The sequence below is a fragment of the Pseudomonas sp. Z3-8 genome (assembly GCF_051131975.1).
Lineage (GTDB): Bacteria > Pseudomonadota > Gammaproteobacteria > Pseudomonadales > Pseudomonadaceae > Aquipseudomonas.
This window is the reverse complement of the sequence record NZ_CP071643.1, coordinates 4752773-4775438: the sequence shown is the minus strand read 5'-3', so window position 1 is coordinate 4775438 and position 22666 is coordinate 4752773. Positions and strand designations below refer to the sequence as shown.

Below are 22666 nucleotides of genomic sequence, written 5' to 3'. Positions count from 1 at the left end.
GAGCGTCAATGCGTTCAAGAATGAAAAAACAGTTGCCTGGCCGGATTGGCAACCCGAGGAGTAAGCACTAGAGTATGCGCGCGCAAAACGGGCTTGAGTCGTTCGCACATCGCTGTCGCGTTTATTACGAGGACACCGATGCCGGCGGCATCGTTTACTACGTCAATTACCTCAAGTTTATGGAACGGGCTCGAACCGAACGGCTGCGGGAACTGGGTTTTGCCCAATCCGCGCTGGCAGGGGAGGACCTGTTATTCGTCGTGCATTCCAGCGAAGCGCGCTACCACGCGCCGGCGCGACTGGACGACGAGCTGGTGGTGACTGCCGATGTCATCGAATTGAACCGCGTCAGCCTGCGCTTCAAGCAGCAGGTCAGGCGGGCTGCGGATAATGTGCTGCTCTGCGAAGGGCAGTTTTTGGTGGCCTGTGTGCGCACCCATAGTTTGAAACCCCGGGCCATTCCCGAAGCTCTACGCGCGGCCTTTGCCGGCGTGAGCGGCGCGGGTACACACTCAGAGCAGGAGATAAAGCGTGGAAGCTAACGTCGTCGACCATTCCTCCATGTGGAGCCTGGTCAGCAATGCCAGCGTCGTGGTGCAACTGGTAATGCTGATCCTGGTAGCCGCATCGGTGACCTCATGGATCATGATTTTTCAGCGCAGCAACATGCTGCGTGCCGGTCGCCGTGCCCTGGAGAGCTTCGAAGAGCGCTTCTGGTCCGGCATCGACCTGTCCAAACTCTATCGCCAGGCCGGCAGCAATCCGGACCCGGATTCCGGCGTCGAGCAGATCTTCCGTGCAGGCTTCAAGGAATTCTCCCGTCTGCGCCAGCAGCCGGGCGTAGACCCTGAAGCGGTGATGGAAGGTGTGGCCCGCGCCATGCGCGTCGCCATATCCCGCGAGGAAGAAAAACTCGAACAGGGCCTGCCGTACCTGGCTACCGTCGGTTCGGTCAGCCCGTACATCGGCCTGTTCGGCACCGTGTGGGGGATCATGAACTCGTTCCGTGGCCTGGCTTCCGCCCAGCAGGCGACGCTGGCTACCGTCGCCCCGGGTATCGCCGAGGCGCTGATCGCCACCGCCATCGGCCTGTTCGCGGCGATTCCGGCCGTGATCGCCTACAACCGTTTCGCGGCTCGCAGCGAAACGCTGACCAGCCGTTACTACACCTTCGCCGATGAATTCCAGGCGATCCTGCACCGCAAAGTGCACACCAGCGAAGAATAAGCAGGTATTTCCCGATGGCTTTAATCGCTCGAGCCCGAAACAAGCGCAAGCCGGTTGCCGAGATGAACGTGGTGCCTTACATCGACGTGATGCTGGTGCTGCTGGTCATCTTCATGGTGACCGCGCCGATGCTCAATCAGGGCGTGAAGGTCGATCTGCCCAAGGTTTCCAGCGAAGCCTTGCCGCAGGACAACAACACCCAGGTCCTGACCATTTCGATCAAGGCCGACAAGACTTATTACTGGAACCTTGGCAGCGAAGTCGACACCGAGAAGCAGCAGGACCGGGCCATGACCCTGCCGCAGATGACCGATGCGGTGACCAAGATCATCAATGCCGGCAACAGCAACGGCAAGCGCACCCAGGTCTTCATTCGCGGCGACAAGACCGTCGACTACGGTGCCGTGATGGGCGCCATGGGCGGCCTGCAGAAAGCCGGGGTCGGTAATGTTGGCTTGATCACCGAGGCGCCCTGATGCAGCAACAGCGAGAGCCGTCCGCCTCGGAAAGCTACTTCTGGCCTAGTGTCCTGGCAATCGGCCTGCATGTGCTGGTATTCGGCATGCTGTTCGTCAGTTTTGCCATGACACCGGAGCTGCCGCCGGCCAAGCCGATCGTGCAGGCGACCCTGTACCAGCTCAAATCGAAAAGCCAGGCCACCACGCAGACCAACCAGAAGCTTGCCGGCGAGGCGAAGAAATCCGCCGCGCGCCAGACCGAAGTCGAGCAGATGGAGCAGAAGAAGGTCGAGCAGGAAGCGGTGAGAGCAGCGGAACAAAAGAAAGAGGAAGCTGCTCAAAAGGCCGAAGAAGCCAAGAAGGCCGATGAGGCGAAAAAAGCGGACGAGGCCAAAAAGGCCGACGAAGCCAAGAAAGCCGACGAGGCGAAGAAAACCGCCGAAGCGAAAAAGGCAGAAGAGAAACAATTGGCTGATATAGCCAAGAAGAAAGCCGAAGAAGAAGCCAAGAAAGCCGCTGAAGAAGAGGCCAAGAAAGCGGCCGCTGAAGAAGCGAAGAAAAAGATTGTCGAGGACGCGAAGAAAAAAGCGGCCGAAGACGCCAAGAAGAAAGCTGAAGCTGAAGAGGCGAAAAAGAAAGTCGCCGAAGACGCGAAGAAGAAAGCCGCCGCCGACGCCGCCAAGAAGAAGGCCCAGGACGCAGCGCGTAAATCCGCCGAAGAGAAAAAGGCCCAGGCCCTGGCAGATTTGCTTTCCGACACGCCGGAGCGTCAGCAGGCCTTGGCCGACGAGCAGGGCGATGAAGTCGCCGGCAGCTTCGACGATCTGATTCGCGCCCGGGCGGCGGAAGGCTGGGCGCGTCCTCCTTCGGCGCGCAAAGGCATGACGGTAGTATTGCAAATCGGCATGTTGCCCGACGGTACGGTTACCTCGGTCAGCGTGGCCAAGTCCAGTGGCGATGGTCCGTTCGACGCTTCGGCGGTCGCGGCGGTCAAGAACATTGGGCGATTGACGGAAATGCAAGGAATGAAGCCGAGCGATTTTGCTCCCTATCGTTCGTTCAAGATGACATTCACACCTGAGGATCTAGCCTTGTGAGAAACCTTCTTCGATCAATGCTTGTCGTTATCTGCTGCCTGGCAGGGATAGCGGTAGCAGAGGAAAAGAACATCCTGGTCACCAGCGGCAGCGACCGTGCGACCCCGATCGCCGTCGTTCCGTTCGGTTGGCAGGGCGGCAGCGTCCTGCCGGACGACATGGCGGAAATCATCGGCAACGACCTGCGCAACTCGGGCTACTACGCGCCGATTCCCAAGCAGAACATGATCAGCCTGCCAACCCAGGCCAGCGAAGTCATCTACCGCGACTGGAAGGCTCTTGGCGCCCAGTACATCATGGTCGGCAGCATCGTTCCGGCCGGTGGCCGCCTGCAGGTGCAGTACGCCTTGTTCAACGTCGCCACCGAGCAGCAAGTGCTGACCGGCAGCGTGTCGGGCAGCGTTGACCAGTTGCGTGACATGTCCCACTACATCGCCGACCAGTCGTTCGAGAAACTTACCGGCATCAAGGGCGCGTTCTCGACCCGCATGCTCTACGTGACCGCCGAACGCTTCTCCGAGAAAAATACCCGCTACACCCTGCAGCGCTCCGACTATGACGGCGCCCGCGCGGTGACCCTGCTGCAATCGCGCGAGCCGATCCTGTCGCCGCGTTTCGCCCCCGATGGCAAGCGCATCGCCTATGTGTCGTTCGAACAGAAACGCCCGCGCATCTTCGTCCAACACATCGACACCGGTCGCCGCGAGCAGATCACCAACTTCGAAGGCCTGAACGGCGCGCCTGCCTGGTCGCCCGACGGTACGCGGCTGGCGTTCGTGTTGTCCAAGGACGGTAATCCGGACATCTACGTGATGAACCTGGCTTCACGCTCGATCTCCCGCGTGACCAACGGCCCGGGCATCAACACCGAACCGTTCTGGGGCAAGGATGGCTCGACCATCTACTTCACCTCGGACCGTGGCGGCAAGCCGCAGATCTACAAGACCAGCGCCGGTGGCGGTGGTGCCGAGCGCGTGACGTTCGTCGGTAACTACAACGCCAACCCTAAGCTTTCGGCTGACGAAAAGACTCTGGTGATGATCCATCGCCAGGACGGTTTCACCAATTTCAAGGTGGCGGCCCAGGATTTGCAGCGCGGTAGCGTAAAAATCCTCACTGATAGCACTCTGGACGAGTCACCTACTGTTGCGCCCAACGGCACCATGGTAATCTACGCCACCCGCCAGCAGGGCCGGGGAGTCTTGATGCTCGTGTCCATTAATGGACGCGTGAGGCTCCCGCTTCCTACCGCTCAAGGCGAAGTCAGAGAACCGTCCTGGTCCCCTTACCTGAACTGACGCGGCGCAATACGTTTTACTTAACACACTGGGGTTCATTAGGAGTTTCACGATGGAAATGCTGAAGTTTGGTAAATTTGCTGCGCTGGCTCTGGCCATGGCTGTAGCTGTAGGTTGCTCGTCCAAAGGCGGCGACAACGCCGGTGAAGGCGCTGTTGATCCAAACGCTGGTTACGGCGCTAACACTGGTGCAGTTGATGGCTCCCTGAGCGAAGAAGCTGCTCTGCGCGCAATCACCACCTTCTACTTCGAATACGACAGCTCGGACCTGAAGCCAGAAGCCATGCGCGCTCTGGACGTTCACGCCAAAGACCTGAAAGCAAACGGCGCTCGCGTTGTTCTGGAAGGCAACACCGACGAACGTGGTACTCGTGAGTACAACATGGCACTGGGCGAGCGTCGTGCGAAAGCCGTTCAGCGCTACCTGGTACTGCAAGGTGTTTCCCCAGCTCAGCTGGAACTGGTTTCCTACGGCGAAGAGCGTCCAGTTGCTACCGGCAACGACGAGCAGTCCTGGGCTCAAAACCGTCGCGTCGAACTGCGTAAGTAATTCGTCATGCGAACGTGCCGTCGTGCTGTAACTGTTCTGGCTCTCAGCCTCGCGCCGCTTGCGGCGTGGGCTGCGGTTCCTGTGGTCGATAACGATGCCGGCTATAACAATAGCGGGAGCAGTTATCCGCCTGCAGGTTACGGTACGAACGGCGCCTATGCCGGGGGAGGGGTTTCGGCCCCTGTCTCGGCACAGGGCGAGCTGTTCAACCAACTGCAGCAAATGCAGGATCAACTGTCACGCCAGCAAGGCGCGATTGAAGTTCTGCAAAACGAAGTATCGCGCATGAAGCAGGAAAACCTGGAGCGATACCAGGATCTTGATCGGCGCATAGGAACCGGCGTTGCACCTGCCGCGACTCCTGAGAATTCTCCAGCCGGTGGCGACTTGAACGCCCCCGGTGCAGCCGCAGGCGCCGGGGCAAGTGCCCCAGCAGCACCTGCCGCTGGTGGCGAGCCGGCTGACCCGGCGAAGGAAAAGCTCTATTACGATGCTGCCTTCGACCTGATCAAAGCCAAGGATTTCGACAAGGCCAGCCAGGCCTTCGGCGCTTTCCTGCGTAAATACCCCAATAGTCAGTATTCGGGTAATGCCCAATACTGGCTGGGCGAAGTGAACCTGGCCAAGGGCGACCTGCAAGGCGCAGGCCAGGCGTTCGCCAAGGTCTCGCAGCTGTATCCCAAGCATGCCAAAGTGCCGGATTCGCTGTACAAGCTCGCTGATGTCGAGCGCCGCCTCGGTCATACCGACAAGGTAAAAGGCATTCTGCAGCAGGTGGTGGCCCAATATCCGGGTACCTCCGCCGCTCAGTTGGCCCAGCGCGATCTGCAACGCATGTAAGGCCGTTTGACCCGTTTTGAAGAAACCCGCGCCTGTCGCGGGTTTTTTCGTTAGAATTCACGCCCTTTTTCTGAAACACGCTTCCTGGGATCTACGCGTTGGCGGGGTTGCTTGAAGTGCCTGACGGAGGCGGACAGCCTGTTTAGCTGTTACGCCCGTGGCGACTATGCAAGACACATTGAGAATTACCGAAGTTTTTTACTCGTTGCAGGGTGAAACGCGGACGGCCGGGCTGCCCACTGTTTTTGTGCGCCTCACCGGTTGCCCGCTGCGTTGCCAATACTGCGACAGCGCCTACGCCTTCAGCGGCGGTACCTTGCGCACCCTCGATGACCTCGTTGAACAAGTGGCAGGTTTTCGTCCGCGCTATGTTTGCGTCACTGGCGGTGAGCCGTTGGCACAACCCAATGCCATCCCTTTACTCAAGCGACTGTGCGATGTCGGCTATGAGGTCTCGCTGGAGACCAGCGGCGCCTTGGATATCTCGGCCGTCGATTCGCGCGTCAGTCGTGTCGTGGACCTGAAGACCCCGGGTTCGAAGGAGGCGCATCGTAACCGCTACGAGAACATGGAGCTGTTGACGTCCAACGACCAGGTCAAATTTGTTATCTGTTCGCGGGAAGATTACGACTGGGCGGTATCCAAGCTGATCCAGTACGGACTCGATCAGCGCGCCGGCGAGGTATTGTTCTCGCCGAGTCACCACGACCTGAACGCCCGGGATCTGGCCGACTGGGTGGTAGCGGACAACTTGCCGGTGCGCCTGCAATTGCAGCTGCATAAATATCTTTGGAACGACGAGCCGGGGCGCTGACATGACTGAACAATCAACCACTTCTGAAAAACGTGCCGTCATCCTGCTGTCCGGTGGCCTGGACTCGGCGACTGTCGTGGCGATGGCCCGTGCCGAAGGTTATCGCTGCTACACCATGAGCTTCGATTATGGCCAGCGCCACCGTGCCGAACTGCATGCTGCCGAGCGAGTGGCACGAGACCTGGGTGTGATCGAACACAAGGTGATCGGCCTGAACCTCAACGGCATCGGCGGTTCGGCGTTGACCGACAGTTCCATCGACGTGCCCGAAGCACCGAGCGAGGGGATTCCGGTGACCTACGTGCCGGCGCGCAATACCGTGTTCCTGTCCCTGGCGTTGGGCTGGGCCGAAGTACTGGGGGCGCGTGACATCTTCATTGGTGTCAATGCCGTGGATTATTCCGGTTATCCGGATTGCCGCCCGGAGTTCGTCGAAGCCTTCGAGCGTATGGCCAACCTGGCGACCAAGGCCGGTGTAGAAGGGCAAGGCTTCCGTATCCAGGCGCCGCTGCAAAACCTCAGCAAGGCTGACATCATCAAGGCGGGGGTGAAGCTGGGCGTGGACTACGGCCTTACCGTCTCGTGCTATCAGGCCGATGATCAAGGGCGTGCTTGTGGCAAGTGCGACAGCTGCCGTCTGCGTGCTGAAGGCTTCGCGGCAGCCGGCGTGAGCGATCCAACCCCTTATTTTTGATTTATTTCAAATTAAGTGTTGAATAGTCCTTAGAAATCAGTATTATACGCGCCACCACACAGAGGGTCGTTAGCTCAGTTGGTAGAGCAGTTGGCTTTTAACCAATTGGTCGTAGGTTCGAATCCCACACGACCCACCATTTTCTGTAGTTTTAAAAGTCTGGAAGGCCCACGTAAGTGAGGATTTCCGGATTTTTTTTTGCCTGGAATAAAGTATCCCCCGCGCAGAAGCGAGGAGTCAGGTGCTGCGGCTGGACGGTCGCAGAGCGGACGCATGCCAGCTCTGCGACGAGTAGCGCGAGCGATACGCTATGACCTGACCTGGTCTGGCGCTTTCTTCTCGCCCCAAGCGGAGCGATGGATACCTGGAACCAGCACTTCCCAACCTAGCCAACGTCCTGCGTGGATTTGCCATGATGGTACCCGGCAGGACCATTCATTTGGCGCCTTCCTGGCGAATGCCGGCAACAGAGGTTTTCGTACGACTTTGCTGTTGAGCGTGCTGACACAGAACTTCGAGTAGTTTTTCAGCTCCTTGAGTTCAAGCGACAGCATGTCTTTTGGGCACAGCAGCAGTACGTCCCCAAAGGAATACAACTGGAACGCCTCGACTTCTATTTTTTTCGCGGCAACCTGACGTGTTTTCCACAGGGTGGCGCTCAGGTCCTGCAGCTCCATGTCTTCTGGCAACGCATATCGTTCTGCCGTTTTTTGCCGGACTGACAAGCTTTCTGCCGCGATATAGGTAATGTGGCTCAAACTGCCTGGTGAAAGCATTGTGAAGGCGCAGAATGCGAGGATCATTGCCATCAGGCCATTGAAGGTACGCCTGTAGATGTCCCCCTTGAAACAATAAAAGATGATGACTGGCAGCAGGGTGAAGATGAGTGTCAACCAAGACAGACCCGCCACGTAGGGGACGGTGTCCGGCGTTTCCCTCTCCATATACGAACGTATCGTCAACAGGATTGGAAAAGCGGCGAAGATCACAGTGACAAATATGGAGAGCGAGAGCAGGAAGACGAGCCAGAATCCTTTGCGAGCCCATACCCATGACCACAGCCGCTGGCATTCTCCTGTCATCCATAACCACGTTGGCGTCATCCTGTTTTTGAATGCCCGCCACGAATCGGTAAGCCGTTTTGGCAGCCGGGCCTTTGGGGCGCGGGCTACCTTCTGCGGCTTTTGTTTTTTTTGCTTTATCTGCTGATGGTGCGCCAGGCGTTTCAGGCGGGCTCGATCCAGCCTGGCTTGGACAAGGATGCTTTTCCTGATGACTTTTTTGAACGGCGTGAAGGCGTACATGAGAAAGCACGCCACGAAGACGATCACGAATAACGCCGCGAATGTCGCCCATGCGTTTAATGCGGGCAGGAAGAAAGTGGTCAGGATGAATGCGCTAAAACCCACGACCGTGGGAAACGCCAGATAAAAAACGATCTTCGGCTGGTTATCCTTCAGGTTTGAAAACAGCGAAACCGAGCAGCCGAACATCCAGGTTGTTGCTCCGAGGATGAACAGGTACGAAAGCATCAGCAGTAAAACCAGTACGACCCAGACCAACAGTGCGGACTTCACATCGATGGACGGCATGAACAGATCGATTCGTCCAATCGTGCGGGTATAGAGATACAGCGTGATGAACCCTAGCCCTGTTGCGAGCAGGCCTAAGGTGACTGTGATCTGGGTCCAATAGGAAAGAATGCGTCTGACGGTGTGCTTGAGTACTTCAGCGAAGGTTCTGTCAGGTCTGACGGACAAGGCGTAGCTCCCTTACAAGGTAAAATTCCTGGCAGGTATAGTAGCGCCAGGAAGCGAGAGCTAAAGCTTCAACCTGTAAATCTCCTACCTGAAATCGTTAGCGGATGTGCTTTGCGTAATGTTTCGGGTCCAGGCGCAATACCATTACCATCATCAGCGCGATGACCACCACGAGCGACCACCAGGCCCATTCGAAACTCCCCAGCCGGTCGCGGATCATCCCGGCAATCAGCGGCGACAGCCCGGCGATGAGGTAGCCGATGCCCTGCACGAATGCAGTGAGCCCCCCGGCGCGGCGTGGGTTGTCCAGGTGATCGAGGGAGACGATCAGGCTCATGGGGAACAGCCCGCCGATACCCAGCCCCAACAGGCTCGGCCATAACAGGCTGAGGCGCTCCGGATTGAGAATCAGGCCGCAGAAGCCGGCCATGATCATGACCAGCAGAACGATCAGGATTTTACGTTTGTCCTGACTGCGGTTGGCGATCGCCGGAGTGATGAGGCCGGACAACACCTCCATCGTCGTGAGAAATCCCAGCAGCAGGCCGGCGTGCTGTTCGCTCCAGCCTTTTTCCACGTAATACGGTGCCAGCCAGGCCAGTACGCAGGTATAGGAGGCGGTGCCCAAGCCAAAAAAAATCGCCAGCAGCCAGGCCCGGGCGTTGCCGAAAAACGCTTGGTGGCGCTGGGATGCGGCTTGGGGCAGGGGCGTGACGCTCCAGCGTTGGACCCACCAGCAGCCCAAGGCGACCAGCGCCAGCAAGGCCCAGATCGCCAGGCCGATGCGCCAACTGCCGGTCTGCGCCAGGACAAAGGGTGAAAACGAGGCGGCAAGCGCCGCGCCGCCCATGATTGAGGTGACATACAAGCCCATCAGCAGCGAGACGCTGTCGGCGAAGCGCGCCTTGATCAGTGCGGGCATCACGGCCTGGATCAAGGCGATTCCGAGCCCGGCCACCACCGCGCTGGTGACCAACCCGGCGGCGCTGTCCAGATACAAGCGCGATGCCGTGGCGATACCAATGATCAGCAGCGACAGGACGACGGTACGGTGTTCACCGATGCGCAGGGCGATGCGCATGCCCAGGAACATGGCCACGCCCATCGCCATGACAGGCAGCATGGTCAGCAGTGAAGCGCTGCTGAAACTCAGGGGCACCTCGCCGCGAATGGCTGACAGCAGCGGCCCGACCGCGGCCATCGAGGGCCGCAGGTTCAGCGCTACCAGCACGATACTGACCATCAGCCAGACGGCGCGGGTGCTGGTGGTTTGGACGTTTTCCATGATGGGGCCTTGCTAAGACAAAGCACATTTAGGCTACGGCGGCCTGCATTGGGCAAACTGAAAAACGGCGGGACTTATCGAATAATCAAATGCCGCACCCAGTCGCCCTTCGTGGCGAGGGAGCTTGCTCCCGCTGGGCTGCGAAGCAGACCTGAAAAAGAATGGGCGCGATGCATCTGGGGGGACCGAGTGCGGCGGTTTTGGGGCGGCTTCGCCCCCCAGCGGGAGCGAGCTCCCTCGCCACGGGTTCGGTGAGTGCCGTGAGAGGGGCTTTATTCCATCCCTGGGCTTAACGTCCCCAGCCACGCCACCAATCCCAGGATAACCACCGCTACACTAAGCTCCAGCAGCATGCTGCGCCGCAGGGCCCTCACCGCGGCTCGGTGCTCGCCGGTCTGTCGGGCCTGTTCCAGCAGCGGGCCCAGGTGAAAACGGTTCAGCGCGGCGAACCCCAGCATGGCCAGGAACAGGCCGAGTTTCAGCACCAGCAGCTGACCATAGGTGCTGTCGAGTAACCCCGCGACGTTCGGGCCGACGATGAACAGATAATTGGCGACTCCTGTCAGAGCGATGACTGCCACGATCACCGCACCGGCCGTGGCAAATCCGCTCAGGGTCCGGGCCAGTACCGCCAGCTGAGGTTCGGCCTGCCGAAGCAGCAGGGCAAACGCGGCCAAGGCTCCGACCCAGCCACCCGCTGCCCACAGGTGCAGAAAGTCGCTGATGAAATGCCAGCTCCGGCGTGCGCCTTCGTCCATGGCGCCGTGCCCTGCCCAGGCCAGCGTCGCCAGAGCCACGGCTCCGCCCAGCATGGCCAGGACCAGGCTGACGGTTGGCGAGCGGCTATCAAGCGTCACGGCGAAACCGGCCAGTAATAACGCCGCCATGCGCAGCGTCCAGCTCAAACCGACATCGGTTTCCAGCACCATCATTTCGAAGTGCGGCCACAGCTCCGCCCACTCCGAAGCTCCGCTCATGGCCCAGGTCATGCACGCCATGGCACCCAGGGAGAGCAGCATCCCAAGCACGGCCGTAGTCGCCAGCAACGACGCGAAAGGCAACACCGCGCCTGACGCCCGCTCCCGACCTCGCAGGCTGTAAAGGCCAAACGCAGCCAGGCCGAACAGCAACATCAGATCCAGGTAGAGGGCAAAGCGCAGCGCGATGTTGATCGAGTCGCTCGTCAACTCAGTTCACCTTGAACGTGATATTGCCGGTGATCGGGTGCGTGTCTGACGATACCGCGCGCCACTGCACCTGGTAGGTGCCGGCGGTGAGAGGCGCATGGGGAGTAATGACCATGGTTTTCGGATCATCGCTGCCGGATACCTTGGCTGGCACGGGCATTGGTGCGTGCGCCGACATGCCGGGCATCCCGGTCATCATCAGCTTGGCGCCGGAGAATTGGGTCACGAGATTTTCGGAAAAGTGCAGCTCGATCTTCGCTGGCGATGACCCCTCAGCGCCTTCGGCGGGGCTGGAGGACAGCAGTTTCGGATGGGCCTGGGCCAGGCCACTGGCCAACAGGCCGGTGGACAGCGCGGCGGCCATGACAGCGGTTTTGATGAATGACATGCAAGGACTCCTACAGCTTGTTTTTCAGTGATTGATGGAGCAGGGCCAATGCCTCAGAACCGCAGGCGCACACCCACTACCAGGCGTGCCTCGCTGCGGTCTTCACCTTCGTCCCGGGCGAAGTCGGCGGTGTTGCCGTAGACGCGGTTCCAGGTCACGCCAACGTACGGGGCGAACTCACGGCGGATTTCGTAGCGCAGCCGCAGCCCCACTTCGGTGTCGGACAACCCCGAGCCGACGCCCCGATCAGGGTCATTCTTGCCGTAGAAGTTGGCTTCGGCGGTGGGCTGCAGAATCAGCCGATTGGTCAGCAGAATGTCGTAGTCGCCCTCCAGGCGCGCCGCGCTCCGGCCATCTTCACCGATGAAGGCGGTGGCCTCGGCTTCGAAGTTGTACAGCGCCATGCCTTGTAGGCCGAATGCTGCCCAGGTCTGTGAGTCACCTGGCTTGAAGTCCTGGCGCACGCCGGCCACCACATCCCACCAAGGGCTGATGGCATGGCCCCAGAGGGCCTGGAGTTCGGCTTCTTCGGTCTTGCCATGGTTGCGTTCGCCTTCGGAGCGCAGCCACAAGCGGTCGATGTCGCCGCCGATCCAGCCGGAGGCATCCCAGCTAAGGGCGTTGCCGTCATCGGCGTCTTGCCACTCCAGCTGGTCGATAAGGAAGAACGAGTTGATGGCGCTGTCGTGCACCGCGTGGCCACCGTGGTCTTCATAGACGGCGGCGCGGTCAGCGGCGGTCAGTTCGGGGATCGGTGTGCGGCTGCTGGTGGGCGCGGCTTGCATGGAATCCATGCCCTGCATCGAGTCCATGCCTTGCATCTGGCTGTGGTCCATACCCGGCATCCGGCTGTGATCCATGCCTTGCATCGTGTCGCTTGCTGCCCAGGCTGACAGGCTGGTGCCGAGGGCAAGCACAGCCACGGGCAGGGTGGGGGATTTAAACAGGCTGATCATGGTCGGCTCCTCATTCCTGCACCCGGACTTCGCGGAACATGCCCATTTCCATGTGAAACAGCAGGTGGCAGTGATAGGCCCAGCGGCCAAGCGCGTCGGCGGTCACTCGATAGCTGCGCCTGGAACCGGGCGGTACGTCGATGGTGTGCTTGCGCACCATGAACTGGCCGTTTTCGTCTTCCAGGTCGCTCCACATGCCGTGCAGGTGGATGGGGTGGGTCATCATGGTGTCGTTGATCAAGACGATGCGCAGGCGCTCGCCGTACTTGAGCAGCAGCGGCGCGGCGTCGCTGAACTTCACGCCGTTGAACGACCAGACGAATTTTTCCATGTGCCCGGTCAGGTGCAGCTCGATCGTGCGGCCCGGCTCGCGGCCGTCGGGGTCGGCAAAGGTGCTGCGCAGGTCCGCGTAGGTCAGCACTTTGCGGCCATTGTTGCGCAGGCCCATGCCTGGGTCGTCGAGCTTGGGTTTGACGCTCATGGCCTGCATGTCCACCAACGGATTGTCGTTCTCCGTTTCGGGATGGGTTTGCATCCCGCCCATACCTGGCAGGGTGCCGTGGTCCATGCCGGTCATGTCATCCATGCCCTGCATCTGGCTATGGTCCATGCCCTGCATTGATCCGTGATCCATGCCAGCCATGCCCATGTCGTCCATGGTCACCAGTGGCCGAGGGTCCAAGGGCGGTACCGGCGCCGCCAATCCGGCCCGGGTCGCGAGGGTGCCGCGGGCGTAGCCGGTGCGGTCCATGGACTGGGCGAACAGGGTGTAGGCTTGCTGCGTCGGCTCGATGATGACGTCGTAGGTTTCCGCCACGGCGATTCGGAACTCATCGACGCTCACCGGTTTGACGTACTGGCCATCCGAGGCCACGACGGTCATTTTCAGGCCGGGTATGCGCACATCGAAATAGGTCATGGACGAGCCATTGATGAAACGCAAGCGGATGCGTTCACCCGGCTTGAACAGGCCGGTCCAGTTCATGTCCGGTGCCTGGCCGTTCATGAGATAGGTGTAGGTGGCGCCACTGACGTCGGCAAGGTCGGTGGGATTCATCTTCATCTCGGCCCACATCTTGCGATCGGCCACGGTGGCGGCCCAGCCGTTCTTGCCGACATCGTCGATGAAGTCGCCGACCGTGCGTTTGTTGTAGTTGTAGTAGTCCGATTGTTTCTTCAGCTTGCGGATGATCTGGGTGGGGTCCTCATCGCTCCAGTCGGTGAGCATGACCACGTAGTCACGCTCATACTGGAAAGGCTCGGGTTCCCTGGCGTCTATGACCAGCGGGCCATAGACCCCGGATTGCTCCTGGAAGCCGGAATGGCTGTGGTACCAGTAGGTGCCGTTCTGCCGGACCTTGAACTGGTAGACATACAGGCCGCCGGGCTCGATGCCTTTGAAGCTCAGCCCGGGGACGCCGTCCATGTTGGCCGGCAGGAGGATGCCGTGCCAATGGATCGAAGTGCTGTCTTGCAGGCGATTGCGTACGCGCAAGGTCACGGTGTCGCCCTCACGCCAGCGCAGCAACGGCCCGGGAATGCCGCCGTTGATGGTCTGGGCGGTGCGCGGGTTGCCGGTGAAATTGACCGGGCTTTCGCCGATGAACAGGTCGAACTCGGTGCCGCTCAGTACGTTGGGCTGGCCCGGGCTGGTAAGGGCCCAGACGGGCGAGCGCCACAAGCCCAGGCCACCAAGGATGCCGCCGGCAGTCAGGCCCTTGACGAAGGTTCGCCGGGAAGTTTTCGATTGCATGACGTTTGAAAATCCATCGCTCGATTCAAAGCAGGCACAGGAGCTGGCCCCTGTGCGGGTTGAAAAGAAGATGACACAGCCGGACGCGGCGGGTGATTACATTTCAGTCAGCTTGGCACCACGAGGGAACGGGTGCGTTGCAGTGGCGGGGCACAGGTCAGAATGATCTTTTGCAACGGCGGGATATTCTGTAGCCTTGCCGGCTTCATGCTGTCCCGTGCCTGATTGATACCCACTTTCCCGGCGGTACCCGAGTGGTCCGGAGCCGGGTGTATACTCGACTTTCGCGCAAAACGCGCCCATAGGTCTTGCGAACATGACGCAGATTTCCGAACGCCTTCTGGTCCAGGCCCACCTCGATGCCAAGCAGCCCAAGCCGCTGACGGCCGAGCAAGAAGCCTGGTACCGCGCCGCCATCGCCGCCGAGCTCAAGGCTCAGGACGCGGTGCTGGTTGCGCATTTCTACTGTGACCCGATCATCCAGGCCCTGGCCGAGGAGACCGGGGGCTGTGTTTCCGACTCCCTGGAAATGGCCCGCTTCGGCAACGCCCATCCGGCCAAGACCGTGGTGGTGGCCGGGGTCAAGTTCATGGGCGAGACCGCGAAGATCCTCAACCCTGAAAAACGCGTGCTGATGCCGACCCTGGAAGCCACCTGCTCCCTGGACCTGGGCTGCCCGGTGGATGAGTTCTCGGCGTTCTGCGACCAGCATCCGGAGCGCACCGTGGTCGTCTACGCCAACACTTCGGCGGCGGTAAAGGCCCGGGCCGACTGGGTTGTGACGTCCAGCTGCGCACTGGAGATCGTCGAGAGCCTGATGGACAACGGCGAGACGATCATCTGGGGCCCGGACAAGCACCTGGGGACCTACATCCAGCGCAAGACCGGCGCCGATATGCTGCTCTGGGACGGTGCCTGCATCGTCCACGAGGAGTTCAAGTCCAAGCAATTGGAAGACATGAAGGCGCTGTACCCGGACGCCGCGATCCTGGTGCACCCGGAGTCGCCGACCTCGGTGATCGAGCTGGCGGATGCCGTGGGCTCCACCAGTCAGTTGATCGCTGCGGCGCAAAGCTTGCCGAACAAGACGCTGATCGTCGCCACCGACCGCGGCATCTTCTACAAGATGCAGCAGCTGTGCCCCGACAAAGTCTTCATCGAAGCTCCCACGGCCGGCAACGGCGCGGCGTGCCGCAGTTGCGCGCATTGCCCGTGGATGGCGATGAACACCCTGGAGCGCACCCTCCAGGCGTTGAAGGACGGCAGCAACGAGATCTTCGTCGACCCGGCCTTGATCCCCCAGGCGATCCGCCCGCTCAAGCGCATGCTGGACTTCACCCAGGCAGCGCGGATGAAATTGGCGGGGAATGCCTGATTCCGGGAGTCTTGAGACCTCTGAAGGGCTTGAAGCTTTGAGAGGTATTGAGACCTGAGAAACCTTCGTGGCGAGGGAGCTTGCTCCCGCTGGGCTGCGAAGCAGCCCCCTCCTGCCAGCACCGCATATCTTCAGATAAACCAAACAGGCCTTTTACAACTGCTGCGCAGCCGAGCGGGAGCAAGCTCCCTCGCCACGGGACCAGTGGTTGTTCCTTTACTTGGTTTTCTTGGGAATCCGCACCAGTTGCGTATCCGAGTAGATGTCATGCCAGCCGCGCTTGCGCTTGTCGAACAGCGCCCAGATAAAGCCCAGCCCCAGCAACAGCAACGACGCAATCGACACCACGAACCGCAACAGCGCCTGCCACAGGCTGATGGCCGTGCCATCGGCGTTCTGCACGCGAATACACCAGACCTGCATGCCCAGGGTCTGGCCGTTGTGGGTCCAGAACTTGGCGAAGAAACCGAACAGCACGAAGAGCAATACGGTGGACAGCAGCGGGTCACCGTCCAGTGCTCCGGCGTCGGTGAGGGCGCGCATCTTTTCTTCGCCGATGATCGCCATCTGGATCATCTTGTAGACCCCACCGGTCACGATCAGCAGTGCCGTGCACAGCAGGAAGTCATAAAACATCGCTGCCAGGCGACGGCCCAGGCCGACGGGTGGAAAATCGCCCTGGGGAGTGAGCAGGTGTTTCGGCATGACGGCCTCGGCTGAAAAAAGAAGCCATTTTACGGATTTGCGCCCATAAAAAAGCCCCTGATATCAATCAGGGGCTTTTTAGTTTGCGAAAGCCTCAGGCCTCGGCTTGAACCTCGTCAGCCTGCATGCCTTTCTGGCCCTGCACAGCGACGAAAGTGACTTTCTGGCCTTCTTTCAGGCTCTTGAAGCCGTTGCCCTGGATGGCGCGGAAGTGCACGAACAGGTCCGGACCGCTTTCAGGGGTGATGAAACCAAAACCTTTTTCGTCGTTGAACCACTTGACGGTACCGCTCTGACGAGTAGACATTTTCTTAATTTCCTTGACGCTAAATTAATGACAGCCTCTTTCAACGCGAAAGAGTACTGGGGCTGGGTTGCAGGAAAGTAAGATGACGTCGAACGGGATGTAGCTAACTTCGTAGGCTACTGCCCAGGTCACGATCCAAGCGACCCATGCAAACACAGTGACGAAACTCTACGCCAACTTCCAATGAAAAAACAACCCCCCTCAAGGGCCCGGATTTGCTCAGCTTGCTGGCGATTTAGATGTTTCGCTGGAGAAGGCTTATTCGAAAGGCTAGTCCAATAGTTCCTCGACGTTATAAGCCGGTTGAATATCAAACATGCACCTTTTTATGGCGGTTGCGTTACACATTAGTGCACGTTTAACGCAACCGCGTTACTTATAGAAACAGCCAATCAACCACGGTAGTAGCGCTGTGCAACAAATGGCATTTTGCTTACAAGCATAGGCACCTTTTTCCCACGCACAATGGCCCAGACCGGTGTATCCATTGCCACGTAGGCACTGTCCAGATAGCCCATGGCCAACGGACCGCCCAGCGTCGGGCCGAAACCGCCGCTGCATACGGTGCCGATGGTCTCGCCAGCTTCGTTGACGATCTCCGCGCCTTCGCGCACCGGTGTGCGTTCCTGGGGCAGGAGGCCGACGCGTTTGCGGCTGACGCCGCTCTGTTGTTGGGCGAAGATGGTCTCAGCCCCGGGGAACCCACCGGCGCGGGCACCGTCGGCACGGCGTACTTTGGAAATGGCCCAGAGCAGGCTGGCTTCGATCGGCGTGGTTTCGGTGTTCATGTCGTGGCCATAAAGGCACAGGCCGGCTTCCAGGCGCAGGGAGTCGCGGGCACCGAGGCCAATGGCCGCGACTTCCGGTTCGGCCAGCAGGGCGCGGGCGAGTTTCTCTGCGTCGGCGGCCGGCACGGAAATTTCGAAACCGTCTTCGCCGGTGTAGCCCGAACGGCTGACAAAACAATCCACGCCCAGCAGCGTCACGCGCTGGAACTGCATGAAGGTCATTTTCGCCACGTCCGGCGCCCGGCGCGCGAGTACGCTGACGGCGGCCGGGCCTTGCAGGGCGAGCAGGGCGCGGGCTTCGAACAGCGGTTCGATGCTGCACCGGTCGCCGATTTTCGCTTGCAGGTGGGCCAGGTCCTGATGCTTGCAGGCGGCATTGACCACCAGGATCAGTTCGTCATTGCCCAGGTTGGCGACCATCAGGTCGTCAAGGATGCCGCCGTTATCGTTGGTGAACATGGCGTAGCGCTGCATGCCCACCGGCAGGTCGATGATGTCCACCGGCACCAGTGTCTCCAGGGCTTTGGCGGCATCGGCGCCGGTCAGGCGGATCTGGCCCATGTGGGACACATCGAACAGCCCGGCCTGATCACGGGTGTGCTGGTGTTCTTTCATGACGCCCAGCGGGTATTGCACGGGCATGTCGTAGCCGGCAAATGGCACCATGCGCGCGCCCAGCTCAAGGTGCAGAGCGTGCAGCGGGGTTTTCATCAATTGTTCGGTGGACATATCAGCTCCTGGAAAATGAAAGTGGCGCGTATCAGCATTCGATGATGTTGACCGCCAGACCGCCGCGGGCGGTCTCCTTGTATTTGCTTTTCATGTCGGCGCCGGTCTGGCGCATGGTGCGGATGACTTTGTCGAGGGAGACGAAGTGATGCCCGTCGCCGCGCATGGCCATGCGCACCGCGTTGATGGCTTTCACCGAGCCCATGGCGTTGCGTTCGATGCAAGGTACCTGGACGAGGCCACCGATGGGGTCGCAGGTCAGGCCGAGGTTGTGTTCCATGCCGATTTCGGCGGCGTTTTCCACTTGTTGCACGGTGCCGCCCAAAACTTCGCACAGTGCGCCGGCCGCCATGGAACAGGCCACGCCGACTTCGCCCTGGCAGCCGACTTCGGCGCCGGAGATGGAAGCGTTTTCCTTGTAGAGGATGCCGATGGCGGCGGCGGTCAGCAGGAACCGCACCACGCCATCTTCGTTGGCCCCGGGAATGAAGCGCATGTAGTAATGCAGTACGGCCGGAACGATGCCTGCCGCGCCGTTGGTAGGCGCGGTGACAACGCGTCCGCCGTAGGCGTTTTCTTCGTTGACGGCCAAGGCATACAGGTTGACCCAGTCGAGCACGGACAACGGATCACGCAATGCCGCTTCGGGATTCTTGCACAGCTGGCGATGCAGCGCGGCGGCCCGTCGCTTGACCTTCAGCCCGCCCGGCAGTATCCCTTCATTGCGACAGCCGGCCGCCACGCAATCCTGCATGACCTGCCAGATCTTCAGCAGGCCGGCGCGGGTTTCGGCTTCGGGGCGCCAGGCACTTTCGTTGGTCAGCATCACCTGGCTGATGGACAGGCCGTAAGTGGTGCAATGGGCGAGCAGGTCCTTGGCGCTCTTGAACGGGAAGGTCAGGGGCGTTGCATCCTCGACGATACGGTCGGCACCGGCGGCGCCTTCATCGACCACAAAGCCGCCGCCTACTGAGTAGTACTCGCGGCTGCGCACCTGCAGCCCGGCGGCGTCGAAGGCACGGAAGATCATGCCGTTGGGGTGGAAGGCCAACGGTTTGCGAATCATCGCCAGGTGCAGCTTTTCGTTGAATTCGATGGGGTGTTCGCCGAGCAGGTTCAGGCGACCGCTGCTGCGAATCTCCTGGAGCCGGGTAGATACCGTTTCGGTGTCCACGGTATCCGGGTGCTCGCCTTCCAGGCCCAGCAGCACGGCCTTGTCACTGCCATGGCCCTTGCCAGTGGCACCGAGCGAACCATACAGCTCGACTTTGACGCTGGCAGTGGTCTTGAGCAGGTCATCACGGCGCAGCCCTTCGGCGAACCGGGCCGCGGCACGCATCGGGCCAACCGTGTGGGAGCTGGAAGGGCCGATGCCGATCTTGAACAGGTCGAACACGCTTAACGACATGGTGTTTCTCCGGTTTCTTTTTATGGGATCGACGGTTTACAAGGGTTGAAAACAAATTCCCTGTGGGAGCGAGCCTGCTCGCGAAGGCGGCGTGTCAGTTGACATCTGATTGGCTGACATATCGCCTTCGCGAGCAGGCTCGCTCCCACAAGGGAAGTTCGGAGGACGGATGGACCGTCCCCCTTCACAGATCAAGCGTAGCTTTCGATCGACGGGCAGGCGCAAACCAGGTTGCGGTCGCCGAACACGTTGTCGACCCGGCCCACGGGCGGCCAGTACTTGCCTTCGATCAACGACGCCAGCGGGTACACGGCCTGTTCGCGGCTGTAGGGGTGAGTCCACTCGCCGACGAGTTCCGCCGCGGTGTGCGGGGCGTTTTTCAGCGGGTTGTCGTCCTTGTCGAGGCTGCCGTTCTCCACCGCGCGGATTTCTTCGCGGATGCAGATCATGGCGTCGCAGAAGCGGTCCAGTTCTTCCTTGGATTCGCTTTCGGTCGGCTCGATCATCAATGTGCCGGCCACCGGGAACGACATGGTCGGGGCGTGGAAGCCGAAGTCGATCAGGCGCTTGGCGACGTCATCGACGCTGATGCCGCTGCTGTCCTTGAGCGGACGCAAATCGAGGATGCATTCGTGGGCCACCAGACCGTTGCTGCCGGAGTAGAGCACCGGGTAGTGCTCTTCCAGGCGACGGGCGATGTAGTTGGCGTTGAGGATCGCCAGTTGCGAGGCGCGCTTGAGGCCGGCGCCGCCCATCATGCGGATGTACATCCAGGTGATCGGCAAAATGCTCGCACTGCCGAACGGCGCCGCGCACACCGCGCCTTCCTTGCGCTCCATGTTCGCATGGCCGGGCAGGAACGGTGCCAGGTGCGACTTGACGCCGATCGGGCCGACGCCCGGGCCGCCACCGCCGTGAGGGATGCAGAAGGTCTTGTGCAGGTTCAGGTGCGACACGTCCCCGCCGAACTTGCCTGGGGCGCAGAGTCCGACCATGGCGTTCATGTTGGCGCCGTCGATGTATACCTGGCCGCCGTTGTCATGAATGATGCCGCAGATTTCGCGGATGCCTTCCTCGAACACGCCGTGGGTGGACGGGTAGGTGATCATCAGCGCGGCGAGGTGTTCGCGGTGCTCGATGGCCTTGGCGCGCAGGTCTTCGATGTCGACGTTGCCACGGGCATCGCACGCGGTCACGACCACGCGCATGCCGGCCATGTTGGCAGTGGCCGGGTTGGTGCCGTGGGCGGAGGACGGGATCAGGCAGATGTCGCGACGGTCTTCGCCACGGCTCTGGTGGTAGGCGCGGATTGCCAGCAGGCCAGCGTATTCACCCTGGGAACCGGCGTTGGGTTGCAGCGACACCGCGTCATAGCCGGTGGCGGCGCAGAGCATGGCTTCCAGCTCGTCGGTCAATTGCTGGTAGCCGGCGCTCTGCTCGGCCGGGGCGAACGGGTGCAGGGCACCGAATTCGGCCCAGGTCACCGGGATCATTTCGCTGGCGGCGTTGAGTTTCATCGTGCAGGAACCCAGCGGGATCATGGTGCGATCCAGGGCCAGGTCCTTGTCGGCGAGCTTGCGCAGGTAACGCATCAGCTCGGTTTCGGAATGGTAGCGGTTGAACACCGGGTGGCTGAGGATCGCCGATTGGCGCACCAGTTCGGCCGGGATGCGGCTTTGCACGCTGGCGGCGAGGGCGGCAAAGTCCGGCAGGGCCTTGCCGTCGGCCAACAGGCTCCACAATGCCTCGATATCAGCCTGGCTGGTGGTCTCGTCCAGGGACAGGCCCAGGCGTTCTGCATCCACCACGCGCAGGTTGATGCGTTGGGCACGGGCCTTGTCGTGCAGGGCAGCAGTCTGTGCGCCGGTGTGCAGGGTCAGGGTGTCGAAGAAGCTCTCTTGCTCGACGCTCAGGCCCAGCGCGCCCAGGCCCTTGGCGAGGATCGCGGTCAGGTGGTGGATGCGGTTGGCAATCTGCACCAGGCCTTTGGGGCCGTGATACACCGCGTACATGCTGGCGATGTTGGCGAGCAGTACCTGGGCGGTGCAGATGTTGCTGGTGGCTTTCTCGCGGCGGATGTGTTGCTCGCGGGTCTGCATCGCCAGGCGCAGGGCCGGCTTGCCGAAACGGTCTACGGACACGCCGACCAGACGGCCCGGCATGTCGCGCTTGAACGCATCCTTGGTGGAAAAATACGCCGCGTGCGGGCCGCCGAAACCCAGTGGCACGCCAAAGCGCTGGGCGCTGCCGATGGCCACGTCTGCACCGAATTCACCGGGGGCGGTCAGCAGCGTCAGGGCCAGCAGGTCAGCCGCGACGGCCACCAGGGCATTGGCGGCGTGGAAGCGTTCGGTCAGCTCGCTATAGTCGAACAGATCACCGTTGCTGGCCGGGTATTGCAACAGTGCGCCAAAAAAGCCGCTGACGTCGCTCAGTTCGCGTTCATCACCGACCACCACGTCGATACCCAGGGGTTCGGCACGGGTGCGCAGCACGTCGAGGGTCTGCGGGTGGCAATGGCGAGAAGCGAAGAAGGCATTGCTGCCCTTGTTCTTGCTCAGGCGTTTGCAGAAGGTCATGGCTTCGGCAGCGGCGGTGGCTTCGTCGAGCAGCGAGGCGTTGGCGATCGGCAGGCCGGTGAGGTCGCTGATCAGGGTCTGGAAATTCAGCAGCGCTTCGAGACGGCCCTGGGAAATTTCCGGCTGGTACGGCGTGTAGGCGGTGTACCAGGCCGGGTTTTCCAGCAGGTTGCGCAGGATCGGCGCCGGGGTGTGGCAGTTGTAGTAACCCTGGCCGATGTAGGTCTTGAATAGCTGGTTCTTGCCGGCGATGGCCTTGATCGAGGCCAGTGCATCGGCTTCGCTCTGGCCGTCGCCCATGTCCAGCACGCTGGTGCCCTTGATGCTTTCCGGGATGACGCTGGCGCTCAGGGCTTCCAGGGAGTCGAAACCCAGGCGCTCGAGCATGGCTTGCTCGTCGCTGGCCCGAGGGCCGATATGGCGGGCGATGAATTCGTTGGCGGTGCCGAGATTTACGGTCATGTCGTG

The 22666-nt window shown here is 60.8% G+C and carries 21 protein-coding genes and 1 tRNA gene; 11 read left to right on the top strand and 11 right to left on the bottom strand.

What is annotated here, in order from left to right:
• Positions 1–74: 74 nt before the first annotated feature.
• The 10 genes from ybgC to J3P94_RS21855 all read left to right on the top strand — a co-directional run bounded on the left by ybgC (position 75) and on the right by J3P94_RS21855 (position 7117).
• Positions 75–542 (top strand): tol-pal system-associated acyl-CoA thioesterase, encoded by a 468-nt coding sequence (gene ybgC, locus J3P94_RS21900; RefSeq protein WP_030140799.1) that lies wholly within the window; start codon positions 75–77, stop codon positions 540–542.
• Positions 532–1227 (top strand): protein TolQ, encoded by a 696-nt coding sequence (tolQ, locus tag J3P94_RS21895; RefSeq protein WP_305496399.1) that lies wholly within the window; start codon positions 532–534, stop codon positions 1225–1227. Before ybgC ends, tolQ begins: the two co-directional genes overlap by 11 nt.
• Positions 1228–1250: 23 nt before the next feature.
• On the top strand, positions 1251–1703 hold the full coding sequence (tolR, locus tag J3P94_RS21890; protein WP_162254906.1) for a protein TolR: 453 nt from the start codon (positions 1251–1253) through the stop codon (positions 1701–1703).
• The gene (gene tolA / locus J3P94_RS21885; RefSeq protein ID WP_186611664.1) at positions 1703–2782 is read left to right on the top strand and encodes a cell envelope integrity protein TolA; all 1080 of its coding nucleotides are present in this window, start codon (positions 1703–1705) and stop codon (positions 2780–2782) included. The genes tolR and tolA overlap by 1 nt, the downstream gene beginning before the upstream one ends.
• Positions 2779–4080 carry a Tol-Pal system beta propeller repeat protein TolB gene (gene tolB, locus J3P94_RS21880; RefSeq protein ID WP_370870988.1) on the top strand — a complete coding sequence of 434 codons (1302 nt, stop codon included), beginning with the start codon at positions 2779–2781 and terminating at the stop codon, positions 4078–4080. Before tolA ends, tolB begins: the two co-directional genes overlap by 4 nt.
• Positions 4081–4132: 52 nt before the next feature.
• A complete protein-coding gene (pal, locus tag J3P94_RS21875) occupies positions 4133–4630 on the top strand; it encodes a peptidoglycan-associated lipoprotein Pal (protein WP_003178634.1) in 498 nt (165 codons plus the stop codon).
• 6 nt (positions 4631–4636) lie between these two features.
• Entirely contained in the window at positions 4637–5470 is an 834-nt protein-coding gene (ybgF, locus tag J3P94_RS21870) for a tol-pal system protein YbgF (protein ID WP_434569627.1), read from the top strand.
• A gap of 166 nt (positions 5471–5636) precedes the next feature.
• Positions 5637–6284 carry a 7-carboxy-7-deazaguanine synthase QueE gene (gene queE / locus J3P94_RS21865; RefSeq protein ID WP_434569626.1) on the top strand — a complete coding sequence of 216 codons (648 nt, stop codon included), beginning with the start codon at positions 5637–5639 and terminating at the stop codon, positions 6282–6284.
• Position 6285: 1 nt separating this feature from the next.
• A complete protein-coding gene (queC, locus tag J3P94_RS21860; RefSeq protein WP_434569625.1) occupies positions 6286–6978 on the top strand; it encodes a 7-cyano-7-deazaguanine synthase QueC in 693 nt (230 codons plus the stop codon).
• Between the two features lie 63 nt (positions 6979–7041).
• Positions 7042–7117: transfer RNA gene (locus J3P94_RS21855), tRNA-Lys, on the top strand.
• A gap of 169 nt (positions 7118–7286) precedes the next feature.
• Here the strand turns inward: J3P94_RS21855 and J3P94_RS21850 are convergent.
• The 6 genes from J3P94_RS21850 to J3P94_RS21825 form a co-directional block, all read right to left on the bottom strand.
• On the bottom strand, positions 7287–8738 hold the full coding sequence (locus J3P94_RS21850) for a hypothetical protein (protein ID WP_434569624.1): 1452 nt from the start codon (positions 8736–8738) through the stop codon (positions 7287–7289).
• Positions 8739–8835: 97 nt separating this feature from the next.
• Positions 8836–10023, bottom strand: coding sequence for a cyanate transporter (locus tag J3P94_RS21845; protein WP_434569623.1), 1188 nt, complete (start codon positions 10021–10023; stop codon positions 8836–8838).
• Positions 10024–10295: 272 nt separating this feature from the next.
• The gene (gene copD, locus J3P94_RS21840; protein ID WP_434574274.1) at positions 10296–11156 is read right to left on the bottom strand and encodes a copper homeostasis membrane protein CopD; all 861 of its coding nucleotides are present in this window, start codon (positions 11154–11156) and stop codon (positions 10296–10298) included.
• A gap of 55 nt (positions 11157–11211) precedes the next feature.
• Positions 11212–11598 carry a copper homeostasis periplasmic binding protein CopC gene (gene copC / locus J3P94_RS21835; RefSeq protein WP_434569622.1) on the bottom strand — a complete coding sequence of 129 codons (387 nt, stop codon included), beginning with the start codon at positions 11596–11598 and terminating at the stop codon, positions 11212–11214.
• A gap of 53 nt (positions 11599–11651) precedes the next feature.
• On the bottom strand, positions 11652–12554 hold the full coding sequence (locus J3P94_RS21830; protein WP_434569621.1) for a copper resistance protein B: 903 nt from the start codon (positions 12552–12554) through the stop codon (positions 11652–11654).
• Between the two features lie 10 nt (positions 12555–12564).
• Entirely contained in the window at positions 12565–14307 is a 1743-nt protein-coding gene (locus tag J3P94_RS21825) for a copper resistance system multicopper oxidase (RefSeq protein WP_434569620.1), read from the bottom strand.
• Between the two features lie 316 nt (positions 14308–14623).
• On the opposite strand from J3P94_RS21825, the gene nadA reads away from it, so the two are divergent.
• Positions 14624–15682, top strand: coding sequence for a quinolinate synthase NadA (nadA, locus tag J3P94_RS21820; protein ID WP_305496382.1), 1059 nt, complete (start codon positions 14624–14626; stop codon positions 15680–15682).
• Between the two features lie 216 nt (positions 15683–15898).
• On the opposite strand, the gene J3P94_RS21815 is transcribed toward nadA, so the two are convergent.
• The 5 genes from J3P94_RS21815 to gcvP all read right to left on the bottom strand — a co-directional run bounded on the left by J3P94_RS21815 (position 15899) and on the right by gcvP (position 22660).
• Positions 15899–16387 carry an RDD family protein gene (locus tag J3P94_RS21815; RefSeq protein WP_434569619.1) on the bottom strand — a complete coding sequence of 163 codons (489 nt, stop codon included), beginning with the start codon at positions 16385–16387 and terminating at the stop codon, positions 15899–15901.
• Between the two features lie 94 nt (positions 16388–16481).
• Positions 16482–16694 (bottom strand): cold-shock protein, encoded by a 213-nt coding sequence (locus J3P94_RS21810; protein WP_003227496.1) that lies wholly within the window; start codon positions 16692–16694, stop codon positions 16482–16484.
• Between the two features lie 392 nt (positions 16695–17086).
• Positions 17087–18211, bottom strand: coding sequence for a glycine cleavage system aminomethyltransferase GcvT (gene gcvT / locus J3P94_RS21805; RefSeq protein ID WP_434569618.1), 1125 nt, complete (start codon positions 18209–18211; stop codon positions 17087–17089).
• A 31-nt stretch (positions 18212–18242) separates the two neighbouring features.
• A complete protein-coding gene (locus J3P94_RS21800; RefSeq protein ID WP_434569617.1) occupies positions 18243–19619 on the bottom strand; it encodes an L-serine ammonia-lyase in 1377 nt (458 codons plus the stop codon).
• A gap of 191 nt (positions 19620–19810) precedes the next feature.
• Complete coding sequence (gcvP, locus tag J3P94_RS21795) at positions 19811–22660, bottom strand: aminomethyl-transferring glycine dehydrogenase (RefSeq protein WP_434569616.1); 2850 nt, start codon at positions 22658–22660, stop codon at positions 19811–19813.
• Between the last annotated feature and the right edge of the window lie 6 nt (positions 22661–22666).